At 66.5% G+C, this 22,726-nt stretch carries 20 protein-coding genes and 1 pseudogene; 14 read left to right on the top strand and 7 right to left on the bottom strand.

Annotated elements, in window-relative coordinates; translation table 11 throughout:
• Positions 1-26 precede the first annotated feature (26 nt).
• From JYA52_RS17830 to JYA52_RS17785, 10 genes are all read left to right on the top strand, one after another.
• Positions 27-2,600 carry a DUF4118 domain-containing protein gene (locus tag JYA52_RS17830; RefSeq protein WP_205654590.1) on the top strand — a complete coding sequence of 858 codons (2,574 nt, stop codon included), beginning with the start codon at positions 27-29 and terminating at the stop codon, positions 2,598-2,600.
• Complete coding sequence (locus tag JYA52_RS17825) at positions 2,597-3,280, top strand: response regulator (RefSeq protein ID WP_205654589.1); 684 nt, start codon at positions 2,597-2,599, stop codon at positions 3,278-3,280. Before JYA52_RS17830 ends, JYA52_RS17825 begins: the two co-directional genes overlap by 4 nt.
• A gap of 145 nt (positions 3,281-3,425) precedes the next feature.
• Complete coding sequence (locus tag JYA52_RS17820) at positions 3,426-5,402, top strand: APC family permease (RefSeq protein WP_205654588.1); 1,977 nt, start codon at positions 3,426-3,428, stop codon at positions 5,400-5,402.
• Positions 5,403-5,513: 111 nt separating this feature from the next.
• Entirely contained in the window at positions 5,514-5,864 is a 351-nt protein-coding gene (locus JYA52_RS17815) for a PadR family transcriptional regulator (RefSeq protein WP_205654587.1), read from the top strand.
• Between the two features lie 2 nt (positions 5,865-5,866).
• Positions 5,867-6,235: a DUF1048 domain-containing protein gene (locus tag JYA52_RS17810; RefSeq protein WP_205654586.1), complete on the top strand. Its 369-nt coding sequence runs from the start codon at positions 5,867-5,869 to the stop codon at positions 6,233-6,235.
• Complete coding sequence (locus tag JYA52_RS17805; RefSeq protein ID WP_205654585.1) at positions 6,232-7,083, top strand: ABC transporter ATP-binding protein; 852 nt, start codon at positions 6,232-6,234, stop codon at positions 7,081-7,083. The genes JYA52_RS17810 and JYA52_RS17805 overlap by 4 nt, the downstream gene beginning before the upstream one ends.
• Complete coding sequence (locus tag JYA52_RS17800; RefSeq protein ID WP_205654584.1) at positions 7,080-7,844, top strand: ABC transporter permease; 765 nt, start codon at positions 7,080-7,082, stop codon at positions 7,842-7,844. The genes JYA52_RS17805 and JYA52_RS17800 overlap by 4 nt, the downstream gene beginning before the upstream one ends.
• 223 nt (positions 7,845-8,067) lie before the next feature.
• The gene (locus JYA52_RS17795; RefSeq protein WP_240460515.1) at positions 8,068-8,301 is read left to right on the top strand and encodes a hypothetical protein; all 234 of its coding nucleotides are present in this window, start codon (positions 8,068-8,070) and stop codon (positions 8,299-8,301) included.
• Between the two features lie 262 nt (positions 8,302-8,563).
• Positions 8,564-9,481, top strand: a complete 918-nt coding sequence (locus tag JYA52_RS17790; protein WP_205654583.1) for a hypothetical protein — start codon at positions 8,564-8,566, stop codon at positions 9,479-9,481.
• Positions 9,481-10,155: a class F sortase gene (locus tag JYA52_RS17785; protein ID WP_205654582.1), complete on the top strand. Its 675-nt coding sequence runs from the start codon at positions 9,481-9,483 to the stop codon at positions 10,153-10,155. Before JYA52_RS17790 ends, JYA52_RS17785 begins: the two co-directional genes overlap by 1 nt.
• 131 nt (positions 10,156-10,286) lie before the next feature.
• Here the strand turns inward: JYA52_RS17785 and JYA52_RS17780 are convergent.
• From JYA52_RS17780 to JYA52_RS17770, 3 genes and pseudogenes are all read right to left on the bottom strand, one after another.
• Positions 10,287-11,483 (bottom strand): annotated as a pseudogene (locus tag JYA52_RS17780) (type II toxin-antitoxin system HipA family toxin).
• Positions 11,483-11,680 carry a helix-turn-helix transcriptional regulator gene (locus tag JYA52_RS17775; protein ID WP_205654581.1) on the bottom strand — a complete coding sequence of 66 codons (198 nt, stop codon included), beginning with the start codon at positions 11,678-11,680 and terminating at the stop codon, positions 11,483-11,485. The pseudogene JYA52_RS17780 and the gene JYA52_RS17775 overlap by 1 nt, the downstream one beginning before the upstream one ends.
• 172 nt (positions 11,681-11,852) lie before the next feature.
• Positions 11,853-12,701, bottom strand: coding sequence for a phosphatidylinositol-specific phospholipase C/glycerophosphodiester phosphodiesterase family protein (locus JYA52_RS17770; protein ID WP_205654580.1), 849 nt, complete (start codon positions 12,699-12,701; stop codon positions 11,853-11,855).
• Positions 12,702-13,011: 310 nt separating this feature from the next.
• Between JYA52_RS17770 and JYA52_RS17765 the strand changes: the two genes are divergently transcribed.
• The gene (locus JYA52_RS17765; protein ID WP_205654579.1) at positions 13,012-14,481 is read left to right on the top strand and encodes a TrkH family potassium uptake protein; all 1,470 of its coding nucleotides are present in this window, start codon (positions 13,012-13,014) and stop codon (positions 14,479-14,481) included.
• A complete protein-coding gene (locus JYA52_RS17760) occupies positions 14,474-15,166 on the top strand; it encodes a potassium channel family protein (protein WP_205654578.1) in 693 nt (230 codons plus the stop codon). Before JYA52_RS17765 ends, JYA52_RS17760 begins: the two co-directional genes overlap by 8 nt.
• Before the next feature lie 3 nt (positions 15,167-15,169).
• Here JYA52_RS17760 and JYA52_RS17755 read toward each other — a convergent pair whose 3' ends face one another.
• The 3 genes from JYA52_RS17755 to JYA52_RS17745 form a co-directional block, all read right to left on the bottom strand.
• Positions 15,170-15,589: a hypothetical protein gene (locus tag JYA52_RS17755; protein WP_205654577.1), complete on the bottom strand. Its 420-nt coding sequence runs from the start codon at positions 15,587-15,589 to the stop codon at positions 15,170-15,172.
• Between the two features lie 214 nt (positions 15,590-15,803).
• The gene (locus JYA52_RS17750; RefSeq protein WP_205654576.1) at positions 15,804-16,751 is read right to left on the bottom strand and encodes a carbon-nitrogen hydrolase family protein; all 948 of its coding nucleotides are present in this window, start codon (positions 16,749-16,751) and stop codon (positions 15,804-15,806) included.
• A 108-nt stretch (positions 16,752-16,859) separates the two neighbouring features.
• The gene (locus JYA52_RS17745) at positions 16,860-17,894 is read right to left on the bottom strand and encodes an NAD(P)-dependent alcohol dehydrogenase (protein ID WP_240460513.1); all 1,035 of its coding nucleotides are present in this window, start codon (positions 17,892-17,894) and stop codon (positions 16,860-16,862) included.
• A gap of 95 nt (positions 17,895-17,989) precedes the next feature.
• Between JYA52_RS17745 and JYA52_RS17740 the strand changes: the two genes are divergently transcribed.
• The gene (locus JYA52_RS17740) at positions 17,990-18,664 is read left to right on the top strand and encodes a TetR/AcrR family transcriptional regulator (protein ID WP_205654575.1); all 675 of its coding nucleotides are present in this window, start codon (positions 17,990-17,992) and stop codon (positions 18,662-18,664) included.
• 226 nt (positions 18,665-18,890) lie between these two features.
• Positions 18,891-20,438, top strand: a complete 1,548-nt coding sequence (locus JYA52_RS17735; protein ID WP_205654574.1) for a phytase — start codon at positions 18,891-18,893, stop codon at positions 20,436-20,438.
• A gap of 30 nt (positions 20,439-20,468) precedes the next feature.
• Here JYA52_RS17735 and JYA52_RS17730 read toward each other — a convergent pair whose 3' ends face one another.
• Positions 20,469-22,679, bottom strand: a complete 2,211-nt coding sequence (locus JYA52_RS17730) for a S8 family serine peptidase (RefSeq protein ID WP_205654573.1) — start codon at positions 22,677-22,679, stop codon at positions 20,469-20,471.
• Positions 22,680-22,726: the final 47 nt, after the last annotated feature.

Here is a 22,726-nt window from a genome sequence, read left to right as displayed (position 1 = left end):
CGGTCCAAACTGAAAGAACTGAAACCATGGCAAGGGGAACTCTTCGCATCTTTCTGGGCGCGGCGCCCGGAGTAGGCAAGACGTTTGCCATGCTGCAGGAAGCTCGTCAGCTCCGGGCCGCCGGCAGGGATGTCGTCGTCGGCATTGCCCAGGACCATGGGCGGCTGAGAACGCGCGCGCTCATGGCAGGGCTGGAAACCATCACCCCGCCCAGCACCGGGGCCACCGGCAGTGACACCCCGGAGATGGACGTGGACGCCGTTGTGGCCCGGCGCCCCGACGTTGTCGTTGTCGACGAATATGCTCACCTTAACTCCCCCGGAAGCCGGCATGACCACCGGTGGCAGGACATCGATGAGCTGCTGAGTGCGGGCATTGACGTGCTCTCCACCGTCAGCGTCGAGCACCTCGCGTCGTTGGATGACGTCGTGTCCGCGATAACCGGGGAGCCACCCGGCGGAACCGTCGCAGACGAGATCGTGCGCCGGGCGGACCACATCGAACTAGTGGACATCGCCCCGGAGCTCCTCCGCGAGCGGCTCCGTGCCGGACACGTCTACCCACCGGAGATGGTCGACGCTGCCCTGGCCAACGATTTCCGGCTCGGCAACCTCATCGCGCTGCGCGAGATCGCCCTGATTTGGCTCGCCGACCGGGTGGACGAAGGTCTGGCGGACTATCGTGCCAGCCACGGCATCGTCGCGACCTGGCCGGCACGCGAACGCGTCGTCGTTGGACTGGGCGGCGGCCCGGAAGGCGAGGTGCTCATTCGCAGGGCGTCCAGGATCCTGTCCAGGGTCAACGGCGGGGACCTTCTCGCTGTTCACGTGCGCCACGCTGACGGGCAGCCGGCGGAATCCGCCCAGGATCTGGAGGCCCAGCGCCGGCTCGTCACCGATCTGGGCGGCAGTTACCACACAGTAGCCGGTGACGACGCCGCGGCTTCCCTGTTGGAGTTTGCGCGCAGCGTGAATGCGACCCAGATAGTGGTGGGCGTCTCCCGCAGCCGTCTCCCGAGCCGTCTTCTGGGCAGCGGCGTCGGTTCCAAGGTGGTCCGGGACTCCGGAGACATAGATGTCCACATGGTGTCCCATCCCCTGGGCGCACAGGGACTTCCCAATGCGCCTTCGGCGGCACTGGGCCGGGCCAGGACGACCGTGGGTTTCATCCTGGCCGTGCTCGTCCCGGCCCTGACCACCGCGTTGATGTCGCTTGCCCCGGAGCTGAACTTCGCAACCCACGTGCTCGTCCATCTTTCCGGGGTCATGGCTGTGGCCTTCATCGGAGGCCTCTGGCCGGCGGTGCTGGCTGCCATTTTGGATTCTCTGCTGTTGAACTACTTCGAGACCGACCCCGTCGGGACATTCACCATCAGCGACCCGCAGAATGTGTTCGCCCTGCTGGTCTTCCTGGGCTCGGCGGTTGCGGTCTCGCTGGTGGTGGGCTTCTCGGCCAGGCGGGCCAGGGAGGCGGCCCGGGCCCGGGCCGAGGCCGCGACACTGGCTGATCTGGCACGTGACGCGCTGATCGCTGATGACTCAGTCGACGCGTTTCTTCACAAGGTCCGGGAAACCTTCCAAGCCCGGGCCGCCGGCCTGTTCACCAGGCCCGCAGAAAAGGACGGCGGCTGGACACTCCAGTCCTTTTCGGGCGACGCGCCGCCCCCGCCCCCGGACTCAGCCGCGCCAGGTTCTGACGCCGTCGAACTTGCCGACGCCGGAACCGCGCTGGTGGTGTCCGGCAGGACCCTGACGGCGGGCGACCGGCGGCTGCTTGCAGCGCACGGCGCCCATCTTCTCCTGCTCCGGCAGCGTCACGCCCTCCACCACAAGCTGAGAAGCACTGCGAAGCTGGCCGAAGGCAACAGCATCCGAACGTCCATCCTGCGTGCGGTAAGCCATGACCTGCGCACACCGCTGGCCGGAATCAAGCTTGCTGTCACGGCGCTGCAGCGCCAGAAACGCCGGCTGCCCGCAGAGGTCCAGACCGAAATGCTCGACACCATCGAGTCCTATTCCGACCGGCTCGATGCGTTGATCGCGAACCTCCTGGACATGTCACGCATTTCCAGCGGGTCCGCCGCCCCGCTCACCGCGCCCGTCACCTGGCGAGACGCCATCGAAGTGGCGCTGCGCGGGCTGCCGCCCGCCGGCATCCGCATCGAGCTGGCCCCCAACATGCCCGCCGTCGACGCCGACCTTGGCATGCTGGAACGGGTGATCGCCAACATCGTGGAAAACGCCCTGAAGTACGCTCCGGGCTCGGACATTGTCATCATCGGCCCGTCCAGCGCGGCCGCGGTGGCCACGATCGACGGCCGGCCCTGCGGGGAACTGCGCATCACGGATCATGGCCAGGGCGTCTCCGCAGAGGACGTTGTCTCGATGTTCCGGCCCTTCCAGCGGCTCGACGACGCCCCCGAAGGGCTCGGCATCGGCCTCGGCCTTGCCGTCGCGAAAGGCTTCACGGAAGCGATGGGCGGACAGCTGATGGCCGAGCCGACGCCCGGAGGAGGACTGACCCTGGTGATACGGCTGCCGCTTTCCGCCGGGCCCGCAGTCGGCCTGCCCAGCCGTCAAACAGACAGCAGCTCCTCATGAGAACCGTCCTGATCGTCGATGATGAACCCCAGCTCCTGCGCGCGCTGCAAGTCAACCTTCACGCCGAGGGTTACCGGGTACTGACCGCCCTCGACGGAGCCACGGCCCTGGCACACGCGGAGACCGCCCATCCTGATGTCATTGTTCTGGACCTCGGGCTACCGGACATCAATGGCGTGGACGTCATCACCAGGATCCGACGCACCAGTGGCACACCGATCATTGTGCTCTCCGCCCGCCACGGGTCCGTCGAGAAGGTGCGGGCTTTGGACGCGGGAGCCGATGACTATGTCACGAAACCGTTCGGACTCGACGAGCTCCTTGCCCGGCTCCGAGTCGCCGAGCGCCGCCTCGGCGCGTCCGACGGTGGCGAACAGGGGCCAACCATCGACGTCGGCGACTTCGAAGCGGACCTGACTAATCGCAAGATAACCCGCGACGGGGCCGCCGTCCGGCTTACCCCTCGGGAATGGGCCATCCTGCTGCTGTTGATGCGGAACCCGGGGCGGCTCATCACCCAGCAGCAAATGCTGGCGAAAATCTGGGGGCCCGGGTACGACAACGAAACTCACTACCTGCGCGTCTACATGGGGCAGCTGCGCCGCAAGCTCGAGGCAGACCCCGCCCGGCCCAGGCACCTGCTCACCGAGGCCGGGATGGGGTACCGCTTCGAACCCTGACTCCGGCAGCGAACGCGCGCCAAAAGCGCCGCCGCCGGGCGCGTAAAGGATTCGTCAATAAATTCCCTTTTCGGGGTTCAGCCCGTTTCGCCGGTGTTAGCTTCGGCAGTGATCGCAGTGCGCTGCGCACCGCGGAAAGGAAACCATGACGACGTTGAGCCGGCCCCCGGCAGACCCCTCCGCTCCCCGGCCGCACGGCACAGCAGCCATGAAAGACTGGCTGCTGTTCGGGCTGCAGGACAGCAAAGGCACGCACCCCGGCCCCGGCGGGCTGACCGCCGCCAATGAGAAGAAGCATCCCTGGTGGCAGGTCATGTGCCTCACCGGTGTCGACTACTTCTCCACCCTGGGCTACCAGCCGGCCATCGCTGCCTTGGCCGCTGGCGTCATCTCGCCGCTGGCCACGCTGGTGCTGGTGGCGGTGACCCTGCTGGGTGCCCTGCCGGTGTACAGGCGCGTTGCCCGGGAAAGCCCCCGCGGGGAAGGGTCCATCGCCATGCTGGAGCGCCTGCTGCCGAGCTGGGGCGGCAAGCTCTTCGTGCTGGTCCTGCTCGGCTTCGCCGCGACCGACTTCATGATCACCATGACCCTCTCGGCCGCCGACGCCACCGCGCACGTCATCCAGAACCCCGTCGCCTCCGGCTGGCTGGAGGGCCAGCATGTCCCGGTCACCCTCTTCCTGCTGGCAATGCTGGCAGCAGTGTTCCTGCGCGGCTTCAGGGAGGCGATCGGTGTCGCCGTCACCCTCGTGGTGATCTACCTGGGCCTCAACGCGGTGGTCGTGGCGGTGGCGCTCGTCCAGGTCTTCAGCCACCCGGTTGCCGTCGGCGACTGGTGGACCACCCTATGGACTTCCCACGGGAACCCGCTTATGGCGGTGGCCGTCGCGCTGATCGTCTTTCCTAAACTCGCCCTCGGCCTGTCGGGTTTCGAAACCGGCGTCGCCGTCATGCCCCAGGTCCGGGGAGATGACAACGACACCGAAGACAGGCCGGAAGGCCGTATCCGCGGAACCCGGCGCATGCTGACCAGCGCCGCGGTGATCATGAGCGGATTCCTCATCACGTCCAGCTTTATCACCGTCGTCCTCATCCCGGCGCAGGAATTCCAGCCCGGCGGACAGGCGAACGGCAGGGCCCTGGCCTACCTCGCCCACGAATACCTCGGCATCGGCTTCGGCAGCGTCTACGACATCAGCACAATCGCCATCCTATGGTTCGCCGGAGCCTCTGCAATGGCAGGACTGCTGAACCTGGTCCCCCGATACCTTCCCCGTTATGGCATGGCTCCGGGGTGGGCCAAGGCCGTCCGCCCCCTGGTGCTGGTGTTCACGCTGGTCGGCTTCCTCATCACCTACCTTTTCGACGCCGACGTCGATGCCCAGGGCGGCGCCTACGCCACCGGTGTGCTGGTGCTCATGACCTCCGCCGCCGTCGCGGTCACCCTCTCGGCCCGGCGCCGTAAACAGCGCAAAGCCACAGTGGGCTTCGGCGCGATCTCGCTGGTTTTCATTTACACCACGATCGCCAATATATTCGAGCGCCCCGAGGGCATCAGGATCGCCGGAGTTTTCATCCTGGGCATCATCGTGATCTCCCTGCTCTCCCGCGTGCTCCGGTCCTTCGAACTGCACGCCACCCACGTCCACCTGGACCAGCAGGCACTGGAATTCATGTCCGATACCCTCGAAGGACCCATCGCGATCATCGCCCACGAACCGCTCCGAACGTCTGCAGACGCCTATCGCGACAAACTCGCCTCAGCGATCGAGGTCAGCCACCTCCCCCTCGCACACGAGGCCCTGTTCCTGGAAGTCATCGTCGATGACTCCTCGGACTTCGAAACGGAACTTCACGTCCGTGGCGTGACCCGCCACGGCTACCGGATCCTCGAAGTCCACGGCCCGGTCGTCCCGAACACCATCGCCTCCGTCCTGCTGCACATCAGGGACGTCATCGGACTGATGCCCCACATCTACTTCCGCTGGACCGAAGGGAACCCTGTCACCAACCTCCTGAAGTTCCTTTTCCTCGGCGAAGGCGAGATCGCTCCCGTCACCAGGGAAGTGTTGCGCGAGGCCGTCCCCGACGTCACCAAGCGGCCCTGGGTCCACGTCGGCTGACGAAGTCCGAGCACATGCAATCACGGCCGGGCGTGAACCCCTTGTACCCTCGCTATTCAGTGATACTATCTAGTGGTAGTCAGCAACACTAAGTAGTTGAGGGAGGGTTCCATGGGCAAGCAGATGACCGAGATGCTCAAGGGCACGCTCGAGGGGATCGTCCTCGCGATCCTGGCCGTGCAGCCGGCATACGGCTACGAGATCACGGCCCGGCTGCGCGATCAGGGCTTCTCCGACATCGTTGAGGGCACCGTCTATGCGCTGCTGGTCAGGATCGAGCAGCGCGGCCTCGTGGACGTGGCAAAGGTCCCGTCAGAGAAGGGGCCGCCGCGCAAGGTCTACACGCTGAACGCACTGGGCGGCGAGTACCTCGAAGAGTTCTGGAGGACCTGGACCTTCCTCGCAGAACGGATCGAAAAGCTCCACCACCACATCGAAAACCCGCAGGAAGAAGGAACGTAATCATGGCGGCAAAGTGGATCGAAGCCCTCACCGGGTCGCTCGAGCAGAAGAAGCAGTACAAGCAGTACAAGGCCCGCATCGAGGCCCTCCCCGAGCCCTACGGCACCGCCGCGAAGGCGTTCGAGCGGTACTTCATGTATTACGGCGGCGTCACCGACGGCGAAACCCTCGTCAGGATGTTCGGCGACTTCGCCGACCTCTGGGAGCGCGCCGCCGTCGACGGAACGCCTGTGAGCGCGATCGTCGGCGACGACCCGGTGGAGTTCGCCGAGACGTTCACCCAGGCCTATGGCGGTACGCGGTGGATCGATAAGGAGCGCGCACGGCTGGTGAAGGCGATCGAGAATGCGAAGCGGGAGGAGCTGCGATGACCACCGAAGCGGCCATCCGCGTCCAGGGCATCGAGAAGTCGTTCAAGGACCTGCACGTGCTGCGAGGCGTCGACTTCGACGTGAGGGCGGGAAGCATCTTCGCGCTGCTCGGCTCGAACGGTGCCGGCAAGACCACGCTGGTGCGGATCCTGTCGACGCTGCTGAAGGCCGACGCCGGCACCGCGACGGTTCACGGCTTCGACGTCGCCGCTGAGCCCGGCGACGTGCGCGAGTCGATCAGCCTGACCGGCCAGTTCGCCGCCGTCGATGAAGTGCTCACCGGGCGGGAGAACCTCGTGCTGGTCGCCAGGTTGCGCCACCTTGAGAACCCGGGTGCGATCGCCGACGACCTGCTGGCCCGCTTCTCGCTCACCGAAGCAGGGAACCGCAAGGCGTCGACGTACTCGGGAGGCATGCGACGCCGGCTCGACATCGCGATGAGCCTGATCGGGAACCCGCCGATCATCTTCCTCGATGAACCGACGACGGGACTCGACCCGCAGGCGCGCATCGAGGTGTGGCAGACGGTCAAGGACCTCGCCGGCCAGGGCACGACCGTGCTGCTCACGACGCAGTACCTCGACGAGGCCGAACAGCTTGCCGACCGCATCGCGATCCTGCACAAGGGCACGATCATCCAGAACGGGACCCTCAGCGAACTCAAGCGGCTCCTCCCGCCCGCCAAGGTCGAATACGTCGAGAAGCAGCCCTCCCTCGAGGACGTCTTCCTCGCCCTCGTGGGTGACACCGACGTCAGTGACACCGGCGGGACCGACGACGACGGCCGCCGCACCGCCGACGACGGCCGCACCGACCGTGCCGTCCCGGCACGAAAGGAAGCCCGATGACCACGCACGTCCTCGGCGACACCGGCGTCCTGACCGGCCGCTCGCTGCGCCACATCCTCCGCAGCCCCGACACGATCATCACCACGGCGGTCACCCCGATCGCGCTGATGCTGCTGTTCGTGTACGTGTTCGGCGGCGCGATCAATACCGGTTCCGGCGAGTCGTACGTCAACTACATGCTCCCCGGCATCCTGCTCATCACGATCGCGTCCGGCGTCGCGTACACCGCGTACCGGCTGTTCCTCGACATGCAGGGCGGCATCTTCGAACGCTTCCAGTCCATGCCGATCGCGACGTCGAGTGTGCTCTGGGCGCATGTGCTCACCTCCCTGGCGGCGAACCTGGTCTCGGTCGCACTGGTCATCGGCGTCGCGCTGATCATGGGGTTCCGCACCGGAGCATCCGGGGCCGCCTGGCTCGCCGTCGCCGGCATCCTGGTCCTGTTCACCCTCGCGCTGACCTGGATCGCCGTGATCGCCGGGCTATCGGCGAAGACTGTTGACGGCGCGAGCGCGTTCAGCTACCCGCTGATCTTCCTGCCGTTCATCAGCTCGGCGTTCGCGCCCACCGACTCGATGCCCGGCCCGGTCGCATGGTTCGCCGAGCACCAGCCCGTGACCTCCATCGTGAACACCATCCGGGCCCTGTTCGCCCAGGAACCCGTCGGCAGTGACATCTGGGTCGCCCTCGCGTGGCTCGTCGGCGTTCTCGCCGTCGCCTACGCCTTCGCGAACGCCATTTACCGCCGCAAGATCAGCTGAGGCGTCCGTGGTGCATGCGGGGGATGTGTACACGAACGGGGCGTACGGGAAAGTAGGTCATCGCGAAATGATGCGTCCGAAACGTCGGCGCAACATGCGGGCCCCATCCTGAAAGTGCGTCGTTTGGCGATGCACCGGCCGGCGCAGGCGCCGGCTGGTGCACCAAACGCCTGCCTGCACATGGGTCGCGGCGCCTGGAGCGCCACGGGGGACGGAGCCCGCCTTGAAGGAATCACCTGCGCCACGGATCACCAGCTGCCGCGACCTCGCTGCCGGCGACGTCATCGAGGCCCGCTACAACGGCCTCCTGTACTACACCGGGAAGGTCACCGAGACAGTGCCCGTCCTGGGCATGTTTTGGATCCTCGACTTCCGCACCGGCACCCGAAGACTCGTGGACCCGCTGGCGTTCGAAGTGGTCCGCGCACCCCAGCCCGCCCCGGACACGTTGCCGTAGCTTCGCCCGCCGGAAACGCCCGGGCGCGGTGATTGCCACCGGTCCGTTTGCTCTGTACTTTTAGCTCACAGCGATCTTTCGGGCGGTATCCAGATAACTCTGGGGTCTCGCCGCCTTGCACCGGACGATCAGCAGTATGAGCGTCTCACCTGCTTGGACAGTCCGGTCCCACGGAGGAAACCACAAGGGGCCCGTTCTACCGCGCGCTGAACTCCGTGGGGGCGGTCCCTGCGGCCGCTTCGTTTCAGGAGACGCATAACCTATGACCTCTGTATCAAAATGGGTCGCCGCCGGGTCGTCAGCAGCAGTCTTTGCCGGGGGGCTTCTGATCGCTGCGCCGATGGCCACTGCGGCCCCGGGTGACGCCGCCTGCCTTCAGGCGTCGGTCCAGTTCGAGGCGGCCCTCGGGGCCGCAGGGATCACCGAGACCAGCGTTGCCGACATTGAGGCGGCCTCCGAAGCCGCAGCAGCCGCCGAAGCAACGTATGTTGCGCTCGTTAGTGCAGCCGGCGCCGGTCCCAGGGCCGCCCTGGAGGACGCCATGGCTGACCTTGAAACCGCACGCGCCGCCGCGGTGGCAGCAGACGCGGCGAAGGACCAGGCCGAGGCTTCCGGTGATGCGGCGGCGATCGAGGCCGCCAAAGATGCCCACGACGCAGCGGAGGCCGCGGAAGAGGCTGCCGAGCTAGCAGTACGGGACCTCGAGGAGGCGTACACCGCGGCCATCAGCACCCCGGACATCCTGGAGGCCCAGGGAGCGCTCGACCTCGCCGTCGAAGCTGTCGAAGATGCACTGGCTGCCGTCTCCCTCGACGAAGCCTCGGCCGAGAATCTGCTGGGCCTCTTCCAGGCCTTCCTGGCCGCCTGCAATCCGGATGCCATCGGCGTTGACCCGGTGGGGACCCCGGTTGTCACTCCCCCGGTCGCCGCTCCGGTCAACGCTTCTGAAAGCACGACGCCGGAAGTCGCCAACCCGGTCGGCGCACCTCCCGCCGGCGCCGGTACCGCCAAGACTGCGGCGGTGGCCACGAACAGGGGCCTGAACATCCAGACGGCCGCGGCTGCCGAACCGGGCGTCCACCCAGGCCTGGCCCTGCTGGCTGGCCTGCTCGCAGCCGGCATTGCCGTGCCGGCCGCCGTGGCGCTGAGGATGCGCCGCTTGGAGCGCAGCCGCAACTAGTGGAGTCGAGAACGGAAATACGCCCGGCCGCCCGCCGCCGTGTTGGCAGGCGCTGGCTTGCCGTGCCCGCAGTGGCCGCCGCGGGGCTGGCGGCTGCCCTGTTCCTGTTCCCGCCCACTGCCGGCGGCAGCTCCGGCGTCGTGCCTTCCGGCGTTGCAGCGTCCCCGAGCGCGACGGCCGCCCCCACCCCTCGCGCCGCTGCCGGCCAGACGGCGCGCCCCGCCGCACCGGCCGCTGCGGCGCCAACCGGGCTCTCCATCAAAGCGGCGGGCATCGACGTCAGGGTCCTTCCGCTGACACCCAGCACGGACGAACTGTCCGCGCAGTCCCTCGTCCCGCCGCTGACACTGGACGCCTACTGGCTCACGGCCTACGGAATCCCGGGCGCCGACTCAACGAACACGACGTACATCGCCGGGCACAGCTGGGACGGCAAGGATGCGCCGTTCAACCGGCTCAGCGACGAGTCCCTCGTGGGCAAGGCCGTCACCGTAACCACGGCCAAGGGGACGCTCGATTACACTGTGGATTCGGTGACCACGCACAGCAAAAACACGCTCAAGGACAGCGATATCTGGAACGTGGTGCCCAACAGGATTGTCCTGATCAGCTGCTACACCGAGGATCCCTGGGGCAAGAACGTGGTGGTCACGGCCTCCCCGGCGCCCCGCTGACCACGAAACCCCAACCCTCCCTCACATCCCGCCGCCCAAAACCACACCCTCCCGCACCTCCCGCCACCCAAACCCAACCCTCCCGCACATCCCGCCGTCCTAACCCGAACCCTCCCGCACATCCCGCCGGACTAACCGGCCAGTTCAGCTCTTCTGAACCGCAGTTCACGCTGGCTGCCGCGCAGGACGGAGCCGCCGAAGGGGAGGACATCGAGGTCAATGCCGGCGGCTGCCGCCAGGGCGATCGAGTTGGCCGACGCGGCGGCGCGAACGGGCAGGCCGATGCTGTCCGCGAACTCGGCCCAGTGCCGTGACCGGAGGTTCTTGGTCTTTCCGGCGAGGGGCAGCGCCATCGTGTCGTCCCCGTACAAAAGGGTGCACGGGACGTCGTAGATCGGGGCGGCTGAAAAAACCTTGCCGCGGCCACCAAGGACGGCAACATTCTTCGCGTGGAGGTCGCCGTTGCCGGTGAGCCAGGCGAAGAGGAACTGCAGATAGAGATTGCGCACGGCCACGAGCGGTGCCTTGCAGTGTCCCGCCAGGGCCAGGACCACTTCTTACGAATTGATTGCATACTTGGAGGCCGGCGGCAGGCCCAGAACCTGGGTTCCGTCTTCCAGCGGCAGGCGCAGCCAGGTGCCGTCCGGGGCCTGGGCACGATCGAATCGCTCCACGAGCAGACCGGGCAGGCCGTTCCTGTCCGTAATGACAGAGCTTGCCGCCACCGGAATCTTCAGCGCCTTGGCCGCGCCAAGGTGGACGGCTTCGTTCTCCACCAGGTGCGGATGCTCCGGCGGATCAAGCTTCAGCAAGTACCGGCGTCCCCGCATGGTGAGGGGCGTGGTCATCATCGAGGCGCTGGCTTTTGTCTGCACGCCGGGAAGGCTGTGCTGGTCGACGGCGTTGGCCAGTGCGGAAAAGTCCAGCTCACCGGGCTGGGAGGGGTCGGTCAGTGCAGGAGTCTCCTCCGGGAGTTGGCCTGCGGGAACCACTTGGACGTCGCCCGGAACGTCCGAGCCGACCGCCAGCAGCAACGTCATTTCATCGCTGAAGCTCGTCTTGATGGCGTTCTTCAGCACAGTCAGCCGGTGGCCTTCCGGGAGCAGCCCCGCGAAAAAGGCGGGCACCGCACCGGCAGGCGTCTCGACGGCGGTCCCGGACAAGGGCAGGGAAAACGCCACCGGAGCGTAGCCGCCTGCCAGATACTCTGGCGTGTACTGAAAGGCCACACCTCCCCTGTCCGTGCGCGTCAGGTGCCCGGCCAGGAGACCGTCCTTGTACACATCCGCTGCCTTGATGAACTTGAGCTGCTGCAGGTCATCGGGCATCAGCGCACCGCCACGTGCAGTCCCAGGACGTTCGCTGCCGCCACCACTGCTTTCAGTGACGGGTTGCCGGTGCCCGTTTCAATCGCCCGGATAGTGCGCTGGGAGGTTCCGGCCAAGTGCGCCAGATCTTCCTGGGATAGTCCCGCGTCTTTTCGGGCACTCCGGATGCCGGCACCTAGCGAGGCGAAGTCGTCCACGAATCTCCTTCCGGCAATATCCTGCCGATACTGGCCCGTCTCCTCCCAAGGATCCCCGAAAAGAGCACATTAGGCAATATCTTGCCGCTTTTCGAAGTTCAGCCGTATCAAGGCAGGGCTGGAGGGGTGTATCGGCAGCATATCGCCGGTTCGGCTTGCAGTACCAGTGGCCTTATTGGCTGCGAGCCCCAAGGAACGCTTCCAGTGCGGCGAGATCGTCGGTGTTGATGTGGTCCACTCCGGCGTTGTGCAGCTCGGTCCAGACGGCGTCCCGCGCGGGTCCTGCCTGGTCCGGGGTTGCCCAGAAGCGCACCCGGTAGCCCTTTGAATGTGCCGTCTCGACGTAAGCCCGGAGCTTGGCCCGCTCGGTCTCCGGCATCGGACCCACACCCTGCCAGGCGAACAGCTTGGTCCAGTTGTCGCTGACCAGCGGCATGAGCCCGGCGGTCGCGCCCGAGGCGAGGTCCGCGGAGCGGCCGTCGTAGAACCCGAAGCGCTTCTCTGCCGCCTGCATCGTGGCCAACGGACGGTTCCCGCTGATGACGGCGGTGACCGGACCTTCCGTGACCTTGCCATTGGCGAACCGGGTCATGAGCCGGGGGTGTTCCGCCAGCTCCTTCTCGATGGCCGCGTAGGTGGCCTCGCCTTCACTCTTGATGTCGATCAGCAACTGCAGGCTGCCATCCCACCCAGGGTAGACGCTGTGGCCTTGCTGGCGGACCAGTTCGTCCAGCGGATCCAGGTAGAGGCTTTCGAGGGTGACGCCGGCACGTGTGTCCAGCAGGTCGTGGGCCACACGGAGCTCGCCGTCCACCAGCCAGACGTCGGCCTCCACGCTGGTGAAGCCGTGCTCCAGGGCGTCGAGCAGCGGGCGGTCGTGCTCGTAGTCATTATGCGCGTGGGCCGCCGCGTGAGGTTCCCCGAGGACAGATTCCGGCGCCGAGGTTGCCGATGAGGGTGCGGCGGCTCCGGTCAGGGCCGTGAGGGCAATGAGTGCGGTGACGGTGCTTTTGAACAGCACAGGGTTCTCCTTCAGTGCGGGTTGGGGACGCCGTCCCGGTGCTCCCGGATAGGAGAAGGCACGACGGCGCGCCCCACCACAGTGCCTGTCGGCAGTAAACGTCTCCCCACCGCGCGGTGGCGCGCCCGTGAACGGCAGGAACTGCGGGAGCGTCCGGGAACCGGCGGCAGGAACTGAGGGAGCATCCGGCAAGAGGCGGCAGCAACTGAGGGAGCGTCCGGCAAGAGGCGGCAGGAACTGCGGGAGGGTCAGGAAAAAGGTAGCGAAAAGTGCGGGGGCGTTGGGATTCACCGGTGGTAGCGTGACGCGTATGCAGGACGTTCCCGGCCGCAACGCCCGGCCCGCCGCCTCCCGCGAAGCCGGGAACGCTGGTAGGGCCGGGAACGCCCGCGGAGTGGTCGGGCGCAGGCGCCGGGGGAAGGGCTCGAAAGTCTTCCCCCGCATTCTCAACGTCTTCGCACCGCAGCACCCGGCCCAGATCATCGTCCTCGGTTTCGCGGCCGTGATCGCCGTGGGCACCGGGCTGCTGATGCTGCCCGTCTCCCGGAACGGTCCCGGGTCTGCGCCGTTCGTCGATGCCCTGTTCACGTCGACGTCGTCGGTCTGCGTCGCGGGGCTCGTCACCGTTGACACGCCGGTGTACTGGAGCGGCTTCGGGAAGGTGGTGATCCTGGCCCTGATCCAGATCGGCGGGTTTGGGATCATGTCCTTCGGCACCCTGCTGGGCGTACTCCTGGCCCGCAGGCTGGGCCTCCGCTCCCGGCTCGCGGCGGCCGCCGAATCGCAGGCGACCGGCCTGGGTGCCGTCCGCCAGGTCATCATGGGCGTCCTTGCCATCAGCCTCACCGTGGAGGTGATCCTTGCCGGGTTGCTGGCGGCGCGGTACGTCGCCGGCTACGGCTACTCCCCCGACCGCGCCCTCTGGCACGGCATCTTCCACTCGGTGTCCGCCTTCAATAACGCCGGCTTCGCCCTGCATTCGGACAGTCTGATGGGATTCGCGGGCGACCCTTGGGTCTGCCTGCCCATCGCCGCGGCCGCGATCATCGGCGGCTTGGGTTTTCCGGTGCTGTTCGAACTGCACCGGCAGTACCGCCGGCCCATCCACTGGAGCATGAACACCAAGCTGGTCCTGCTCGGTACCGCCGCGCTCCTGGTGGGAGGCGCCGGCTTCCTGACCGCCGTCGAATGGTCCAACCCGGCCACGCTGGGAGGACTCAGGCCCGGCGAACGCGTCCTGGCCGGCTTCTTCCAGTCGGTCACCGCCCGCACGGCCGGCTTCAACAGCATCGACATCGGACAGATGCATCCGGTGTCCTGGCTCGGCATGGACATCCTGATGTTCATCGGCGGCGGCCCCGCAGGCACCGCCGGCGGCCTGAAAATCACCACCTTCGGCGTGCTGTTCTTCATCCTCCTCACCGAACTGCGGGGCGGAGCCGGCGTGAACATTTTCGGCAAGCAGCTGCCCCGCGCTGTGCAGCGCCAGGCCATCACCGTGGTGCTGCTGTCCATCGCCCTGGTGGTCGGCTCCACCGTTTTCCTGATGCTCATCACGGACTTCGGCCAGGAACGGATCCTGTTTGAGGTGGTGTCGGCCTTTGCGACGACGGGACTCTCCACCGGGATCACCGCAGCTTTGCCGCCGGCCGGGCAGCTGGTCCTGGTCCTGCTGATGTTCGTCGGACGCCTCGGCCCGGCGACCCTGGGCGCAGCACTGGCACTGCGGGAGCGCCCGGTTCTTTATGACTACCCGAAGGAAAGGCCCCTCATTGGCTAAGAACATCTTCTCGCGCAACGGATACCGGCCCGCGCTGGCGGACTCCGTCGTCGTCATCGGCCTGGGCCGCTTCGGCGGCGCCCTCGCGCTGGAACTCGAGGCCCAGGGCACCGAGGTGCTCGGCATCGACGCCAGCGAAGAAATCGTGCAGTCCTACAACGGGCGGCTCACCCATGTGGTGCGGGCGGACTCCACCAGGGAGGACGTGCTGCGCCAGCTCTCCGTGCACGAGTTCGACCGGGCCGTGGTGGGCATCGGCAGCGACATCGAGGCGAGCATCCTGACCACCTCGCGCCTCCTCACGTTCCACAAACCGCAGATCTGGGCCAAGGCCATCAGCGATCCCCATGCCGAGATCCTGGAGCAGCTCGGCGTGAACCACGTGATCCGCCCGGAGCACGACATGGGCAAGCGCGTGGCACACCTGGTCCGCGGCTCCCTTCTCGACTACGTGGAGTTCGAGGACGACTTCGTGATGATCCGCACCAGCCCTCCCGCGGAAGCGCAGGACCGCCCCCTCGGCGTGCTGCACATGCGGGACAAGTACGGCATCACGATTGTGGCGGTCAAGCGCCCCGGCGGCACGTGGGGGCACACCACCGCCCAGACCGTGCTGTACGAGGAGGACCAGATCATCGTCCAGGGCAGCAAGGCCCAGGCCGAATTCTTCAGCAACCTCCCCTGACGGTCACCCCGCCTCGACGAAGGTGACCTGCCGCCACGCGCCAGATCCCGGCTTCGGCGCGGGCTGCTTGGGCACCGCCGAATTCAGCACCGCCGGGTCCGGCACCGTCCGGTCCAGCATGGCTGGATCCGGCACGGCGGACGCCGGTTTCCGGGCGACGTCAGGACCGGGGTTCCCGACGGCGGGCGTCCCGACGGCGGCGGCAGGCCTAACGGCCGGCATCCGCCGGACGCTGAGCTGCTCAAGGTCCAGCAGCCTGCGAGCGCCGGTCCGGGCATCGATGATCCAGAACAGGTCGATGTCCGCCAACGTGCTGACCACCCTTCCCCGGTAGGCGAGGCGCCCGCGGTGCCATGCCTCGATCTCGTCCCCTGCTGCAAGCTCCGCCAATGACCACACCTGGGGGTCCCCATTCTCACCCATCACCGGGCTCCTTTCACGAAACCGCTTCAACAAGGCCAGCCTGCACCATGAAGTTTTCTGCAGCGTTTCGGGATGGTGAGTTCGAGGTGTCTACGCTGTTTCCTGTTCCGCAGAAAACCGCACCGCAAAGGCGCTTGTGGGACCAGCCTGTTCGGTACCGGCGTCGGATTGGGCGGGTGGGTCGAGCGCCGTCGCAATACCGCGCGTCGCGGCGCTAGTTCCCAAGGCGCGGTCGAGTCCGCGGCGAAAATGCTGGGCCTTCCGAAGCGTGGTTGCTCGGGGCCGGTGGGTAGAGGACATCTTCACGGCTGTAGTGCCCCACAACGTCGAAAATTCGCTTCGCGGTCATGGAGCGGCCCAGGTCGACGTCAGCGGCAACAATCCCTTCCTGATCATAGAGAGGACCTGCTATGGCGCTGCCGTTGAGTGGCTCGAAGACCGCCGCTCCACCTCGTCCGAGCGCCCTGCCATCGTCTGGCAACTGCACCGGGAAGTCATCGGGAAACGCAGAGCGGGGGATATATTGAGGGGCCGAGACCACGAACGCACCGGATTCGATCGCGATGTGACTCATAGTCGAGATCCAGCCGTCAGAGTCATCGGCCGTCGGGGCCGCCCAGATCTGCACGCCCTGACGATACATCTCATATCGGGCGAGAGGCATGCGATTCTCCCAACAGATGAGGCCGCCAACCCTCCCCACTGGAGTCTCGGTGACATTCAGGTCCTGTCCGTGACCGACGCCGTGGAACAGGCGTTCGTGCATCGTGGGCATCAACTTGCGATGTTTCCAGAGCAAACCCTCAGGACCCAGCAAGAGCATGGTGTTGTAGAGACTTCCCGGCCTGGCGGATTCCCGTTCGTTCACTCCAAGCACGCAGTAGATGCCATGCTCGGCACATGCCTTGATGAAACGGTCGATGTGGGGGCCGGGGACGTCGACAGAGTTGTCCCAGAGACGGATCCACATCTCATCGAATCCGTCGAACCGGGCCGCTTGGTAGGCCCAGGCCCCTGACGGGTACAGGGGGATAAACGTTTCAGGGAACACCGCGAGTTTCACGCCCTGGCCTGCTGCCTCGCCCAGGAGATGGAGCGCCTTTGACACCGAGGCCTCCGCATCGAGGATTACCGGGGTGGCCTGAATTGCAGCGATGCGCACAGTTCCTGTGGACATGACGAAACGTTGGCATGCATCCAGCGCCGCGTCAACACTCCAGATTTCCCTCGGCCAAAGAGCTCTCGAAGCATGAACCACGCCCGATCCGGCTCAGAGGCTGACGGCGATCTTTCCGCGGGCATTGCCGGCGTCGAAGTAGCGCATGGCGTCCGGAACCTGGTGCAGCGGGTAGGTGCAGTCGATGGCCGGGGTGAGGGTTCCGGCGTCGAGAAGTCCGGACAGGTACTCAAGGTCCTCGCTGCCCTCGCGGGCGGCGAGCATGGTCAGCCGCTGGCGGATGAACAGGGACAGGGCCAGCGCCCGGAACTGCCGGCCGATGCCGCCGGTCCAGGGGCCGCCCTCCTCCCCTCCTGCAATGACGGCCGTGCCGGAGGGCGTGAGTGCGCGGCGCAGGCGCTTAAGCGTGGGATTTCCGGCGAGATCCAGGATGACGTCGTACTTCCGCGTGCCGTCAGCGAAGTCCTCCCGGGTGTAGTCGATGACGCGGTCGGCGCCGAGGGCGCGCACCAGATCCATCTTCGACGTGCTGCACGCGCCCGTGACCTCCAGCCCGGAGGCCTTGGCGAGCTGCACCGCATAGCTCCCGACGCCGCCGGAGGCACCCAGGATCAGCACCTTCTGCCCGGCCGTGATCCCGCCGGCGCGGAGCCCCTGCAGGGCGGTGCTGGCGGACACCGGAACCACCGCTGCCTGCTCGAAGGAGAGGTTTCCGGGCTTGTGGGCGAGCTTGTCCTCCAGCGCCACGGTGTACTGCGCGTACGAACCACGGCCGAAGCCGAACACCTCGTCGCCGGGACGGAACCGGGTGACGGCGGATCCCACTGCCGCGACGGTCCCGGCCACATCCAGGCCGGGAACCGGATTCTTGGGTTTGCGGAGGCCGAACACGAGGCGGAGCAGGTACGGCTTCCCCGTGGTCCGGTGCCAGGTGCCGCGGTCCATTCCGGCGGCGTGCACGCGGACAAGCACTTCGTTGGCCTTCGGCTCGGGCTTCGGGATCCGCGCCAAACGCAGGACGTCGGCCGAGCCGTAGGCGTCCTGCACGATGGCCCGCATTGACCCGTCGCCGGACTGAGCATCGTCCATCAAGGGTGCCTCTGTGACGCGCTGGCCGTCAGAATCCATGACCGTTTCCTTTTCGAGTAGGGCGAACTTTTTCGTACGCTGTACGAAAAAGATTAGCGTACAGTGTACGAAAGAGCTAGAGCCCGGGAGGACCAATGTCGACACCAGCGCAGGAGCGTGCGCCGAAGCGCGTTTCCCTCAGCCGCGAAAGGGTGCTCCGTTGCGCAGTGGAACTGGCGGACGAGTCGGGACTTGCCGCGCTGACCATCCGCTCGCTGGCGCAAAGCATGGGAACGAAGGCCATGTCGCTGTACCACTACGTCGCCAACAAGGAGGAGATCCTCGACGGCATCGTGGACCTTGTCTTCAGCGAAATCGGTCTTCCATCAGCGGAGGGCGACTGGCTCGGTGAGATGCGCCGCCGGGCACATGACGTGCGGAGTGCGCTGCAGCGCCACCCCTGGGCCGTGGGTCTGCTGGAATCCCGGACCTCCCCCGGCCCTGCAACGCTGCACCACCACGAGGCGACCCTGGCCACGCTGCGTGCCGCGGGTTTCTCCGTGCAGATGACGGCGCACGCGTACGCACTGCTGGACAGCTACATCTACGGATTCGCGCTGCAGGAAGCCGCCCTGCCGTTCAAGGGCCGGGACACCGCCGCCGAGGTCACGGCGCCGATCGTGCAGCTGTTCTCCACCGGGCAGTACCCGCACATGGTGGAGATCGCCACCGAGCACGTCCTCAAGCCGGGCTATGACTTCGGTGACGAATTCGACTTCGGGCTGGACCTCATCCTGGACGGCCTGGGACGCCTGCTCGAGACGCCCTAGTTTTAACTGGTTGACACTGCCACTCTGCGCCCACATAATCCGAATCAGGCCCCATTGTGAGTGCCTGTTCGATATTTTTCAGAAATTCAACTGGCGTCGTTTTTACGCGCTGCGGCACCGATCGCTCAACGTCTGCTGATCGGCGGCTCCGAGACGGCTATGGCTGGGACGGCCGATTCACCTTCAACGAGGGCCTTCACCACATAAGGCCCCTCAGGAATGCGCCATGCTCAGTCATTTCCGCCTTTTCCTTGCGCCCTTGCTCGCCTTAGCGACACTAGGCGCTTTTGCTTTGCTCAGCGACGTGCCCAAGCCGGCCGTCGCCGCCCCTACGACAGTCACCCTCAACGCGGTGGCGGACACCTATGTTTCCACCGCCTCGCCAAACAGCAACTTTGGCCGGGCGACTTCCTTGGCGGTGTCACAGAACACCTACCGTGTATTGCTAAGGTTCGATGTTTCGCTGCCAGCGGGCAGCAGCATCACCAATGTCAGTTTCAGGATCTATTCGAGGACCTCGGTGAACGCGAGCCTGATAGTCCACCCCGCCAGCAATGCCTGGGAAGAAACGACCGTGACTTCCGCTAACCAGCCAGCCTGGCAAACGGCGGAACTTGCCCGGACGGGAGTGTTGCGTTCGAGCCAATATGTGAGTGCAACTTTGCCAACGAGTGCCGTCGCGCCTTCCGGCAGCGTCAGTTTCGGGCTCAACACCACTTCCGCGTCGCAGGGCAGCCTGGCTTCCCGCGAGGCCTCGCAGCGGCCCCAACTCGTCATTACCTACGATCCAGCCCCGCCGCCGCCCATTTCGACCGTGCAGCCGGCAGTTGAGAACGTCGGCTTTTCCGGCTCGGGCGACATCTCAGATGACTCTGCCATTTGGGTCGATCCAGCAAATCCTGCCAATAGCGTGGTGATTGCTGACAACAAGGCGACCTCCGGCGGCGGCATCGGAGTGTTCGGCATGGACGGCAAGCTGATCCAGTTCCGGCAGGACGGGATGATCGGCAACGTCGACACCAGGTCCGGCTTCTCTTCATCAGGACAATCGATGGTGCTGGTCGGGGCAAACAACCGGACAAACAATACCCTCGTCCTGTATTCGTTGGATCCTGCGAGCAGAACCCTTTCACCCGTTGCTGCACGCAGCATCGCAACGTTCGCTCCCAACCTAGGATCCTGCCTGTACCACAGCAGGATCAGCGGCAAGTTTTATGCCTTCGTGACGCCCAACGGGGCGGGCTCAATCCAGCAGTTTGAATTGATTGACGACGGCTCCGGTAAGGTCGACGCGACCCTGGTCCGAACGCTCTCGATAAGCAGCATCACAGAGAGCTGTGTCGCTGACGACGAGCTTGGACACCTCTATGTTGGCCAGGAGGACGTAGCAGTCTGGAAGTACGGGGCCGAACCCGGCGCGGGTGCGGGCCGCGTCTCTGTGGATACTGCCGGCGGCGGACGTCTAGTGGCCGATATCGAGGGCATGAGCATCGCCTATGGCGAGAACGGTTCCGGGAAGCTGTTCGTCTCCAGCCAAGGGGATTCAACAATAGCGGTGTATGACCGTGCCGGCAGCAACCCGTTCATCAAGAAGTTCCGGGTCGGCTCCAACGGGACAATCGACGCCGTGACCGGAACTGACGGAATTGATGTCACCGCCCTCAATGCCGGACCTCAGTTCGAACAGGGTCTCCTCGTGGTCCACGACGAAACCAACACCGGAGGCACCACCTCCAACCTGAAGTATGTACCGCTGAATGCGGTTCTTGGGTGACGCCGGGCGTTCCCCTCGAGGAGAAAGCCCCTAGTTCCAGCCACCGCCCAGCCGGATCCGTCCCGTCACGCCGGAGGCGCCGTTGCCGGGGTACAGCCAGAGCACGCCGGCCGTATCAACGGCCAGGAGGTCGTTGCGGACGTCGCCGTTGAAGTCGCCGCGTCCGGCCATGGCGGACATGTAGTTCCAGCCGCTGCCCATCCGCACTCTGGTCGTCGAGCCACCTTGCCCGTTTCCGGGGTACAGCCACAGGGTGCCGGCGGTGTCGCGCGCCATCAGGTCGGCGCGGCGGTCGCCGTTCATGTCGCCGGCGCCGACGAAGGCGGTCATTACGTTCCAGCCGCTGCCGGCGGCGACGCGCGGCAGCCACCCTGCGTGCCCGTTGCCCGGGTACAGCCAGAGCGCCCCGCCGGTGTCCCGCGCCAGCAGGTCGGATTTGCCGTCGCCGTTCATGTCGCCCGGTCCCACCATGGCCGTCATGCTGTTCCAGCCGCCGCCCACGCGGATGCGCGGCAACCAGCCGCTGCGCCCGTTGCCGGGGTACAGCCACGATGTTCCGCCGGAGTCACGGGCCAGCACGTCGGGCCGGCCGTCGCTGTTCATGTCGCCGGTTCCGACGACGGCGGTCATCCCGTTCCAGCCGCCGCCCACGCGGATGCGCGGCAGCCAGGCGCCGCGCCCGTTGCCCGGGTACACCCACAGGGTTCCGCCGGAGTCCCGCGCCAGGACATCTGCCTTCCGGTCCGAGTTCAGGTCTCCGGCGGCAACGATCAGGGTGATGTGAGTGCGGTCCGGCAGGACCGCGGCGGCGGCATCCACCAGGCCGGCACCGCAGCCGAGCAGGCAGCCGGCGGGCATGGGCCGCGCAGTGGCTTTGAGCCGTTCCTCGACGGCGGCGGGAGCTGCATTCGGTCCGAGCTTGGCCATCAGCAGCGCAGCTGCACCGGCAACATGCGGAGCAGCGGAGGACGTTCCCTGGGCCGCGTAGTAGTCCGCCATAGTGGCCGTGGTTGATCCGAAGTTTGACGTGGAGACGATGCCGTCCTCCGACGTCATGGTCAGGTCTCCCCCGGGTGCGGTGAGATCCACGGCGTCACCGTAGTTGGAATAGGGCGCGAGCGAGCCGGTGCGGCTGCCGGCGGCAACGCTGATGACGTTCTGGCAGTTGGCGGGGCTGGAGGCTTCCGCCGGCTGGCTCTCGTTACCGGCGGCCACGACGACGGCGGCGCCGTGGCTGTTCGCGGTGTTGATGACTGACTGGAACGTCTGCGAGCAGGCTTCCACGCCGCCCAGGCTCAGGTTGATCACGCGGGCCGGATTGGGGTTGATCTCCTCGACGCCGGCAACCGGGGCGCCGGCAGCCCAGAGCACGGCGTCCGTGATGTCCGAAACGTAACCGCCGCACGGGCCCAGGGCCCGCACAGGCAGGACCTTGGCGTGCGGTGCTACTCCCGCGATGCCTTCGGCATTGTCAGTGACGGCGGCGATGATGCCCGCCACGTGGGTGCCGTGCCACGACGACGGCCACGACGGCGAGCCGGGGCACAGTTCCGTTGGGCCGTAGTCCCCTTCGTCGGTGGGGTCGGGGTCCCGGCCGTTACCGTCGCGGGCTTCGGAGGCGACGGAAATCATGTCATAGCCCGGCAGCACGTTCGCTTCCAGGTCGGGGTGACTGGTGATGCCGGTGTCTACCACGGCCACCACTTCGCCCTCGCCGCGGGTGACGTCCCAGGCCCCGGCTGCACGGACACCTGCGGGTTCCTGGAACAGGTTCCACTGGTAGGGCATGCCCGGATCATTCGGCAAGGCGGCCTTGGCCTGCATGATGGTGTCCGGCTCGGCATAGGCGACGGCGGGATCCGCCCGAAGCGAGGCAAGGAGCGTCTCTGCTTCCGCGGCGGCCAGCTTCTTGCCGGCGCGGAGCACGCGCGCGCCGCCCGCTGTGGACCGGATCTCCTTGACTTGGATTCCGAGCTTCGCGGCGGCGGGGCCGAACGCCCTCGCCCGGTCCGCGGGGGCTGCTGCGGCCCCGTCCTTGTACTTGACGATGAACTGGTCGGTCGGGACGGCGCCGCGGGCCGGGGTTAGTGCGGCGGGGGCTGTCTTCGGCGCGGCAGGAAACGGTGCCGGCTCATCCGGAGCCGCCGAGGCCGGCGGCGCGATCAGCACCGCGGCCACCAGCGCGGCAACGCCGGCCAAGGTCAGGGATCCACGGAAGAAAGAGTGGCGCTGGTGAGGCATTGAGACCATCCTGTGCGGCGTACGTCCTGCCCTAAAGGCTCGGACAT

The sequence above is a fragment of the Arthrobacter pascens genome, assembly GCF_017052465.1.
GTDB classification, from domain to species: domain Bacteria; phylum Actinomycetota; class Actinomycetes; order Actinomycetales; family Micrococcaceae; genus Arthrobacter; species Arthrobacter pascens.
The sequence above is the reverse complement of the archived record's forward strand: the minus strand, read 5'-3'. Positions and strand labels throughout refer to the sequence as shown.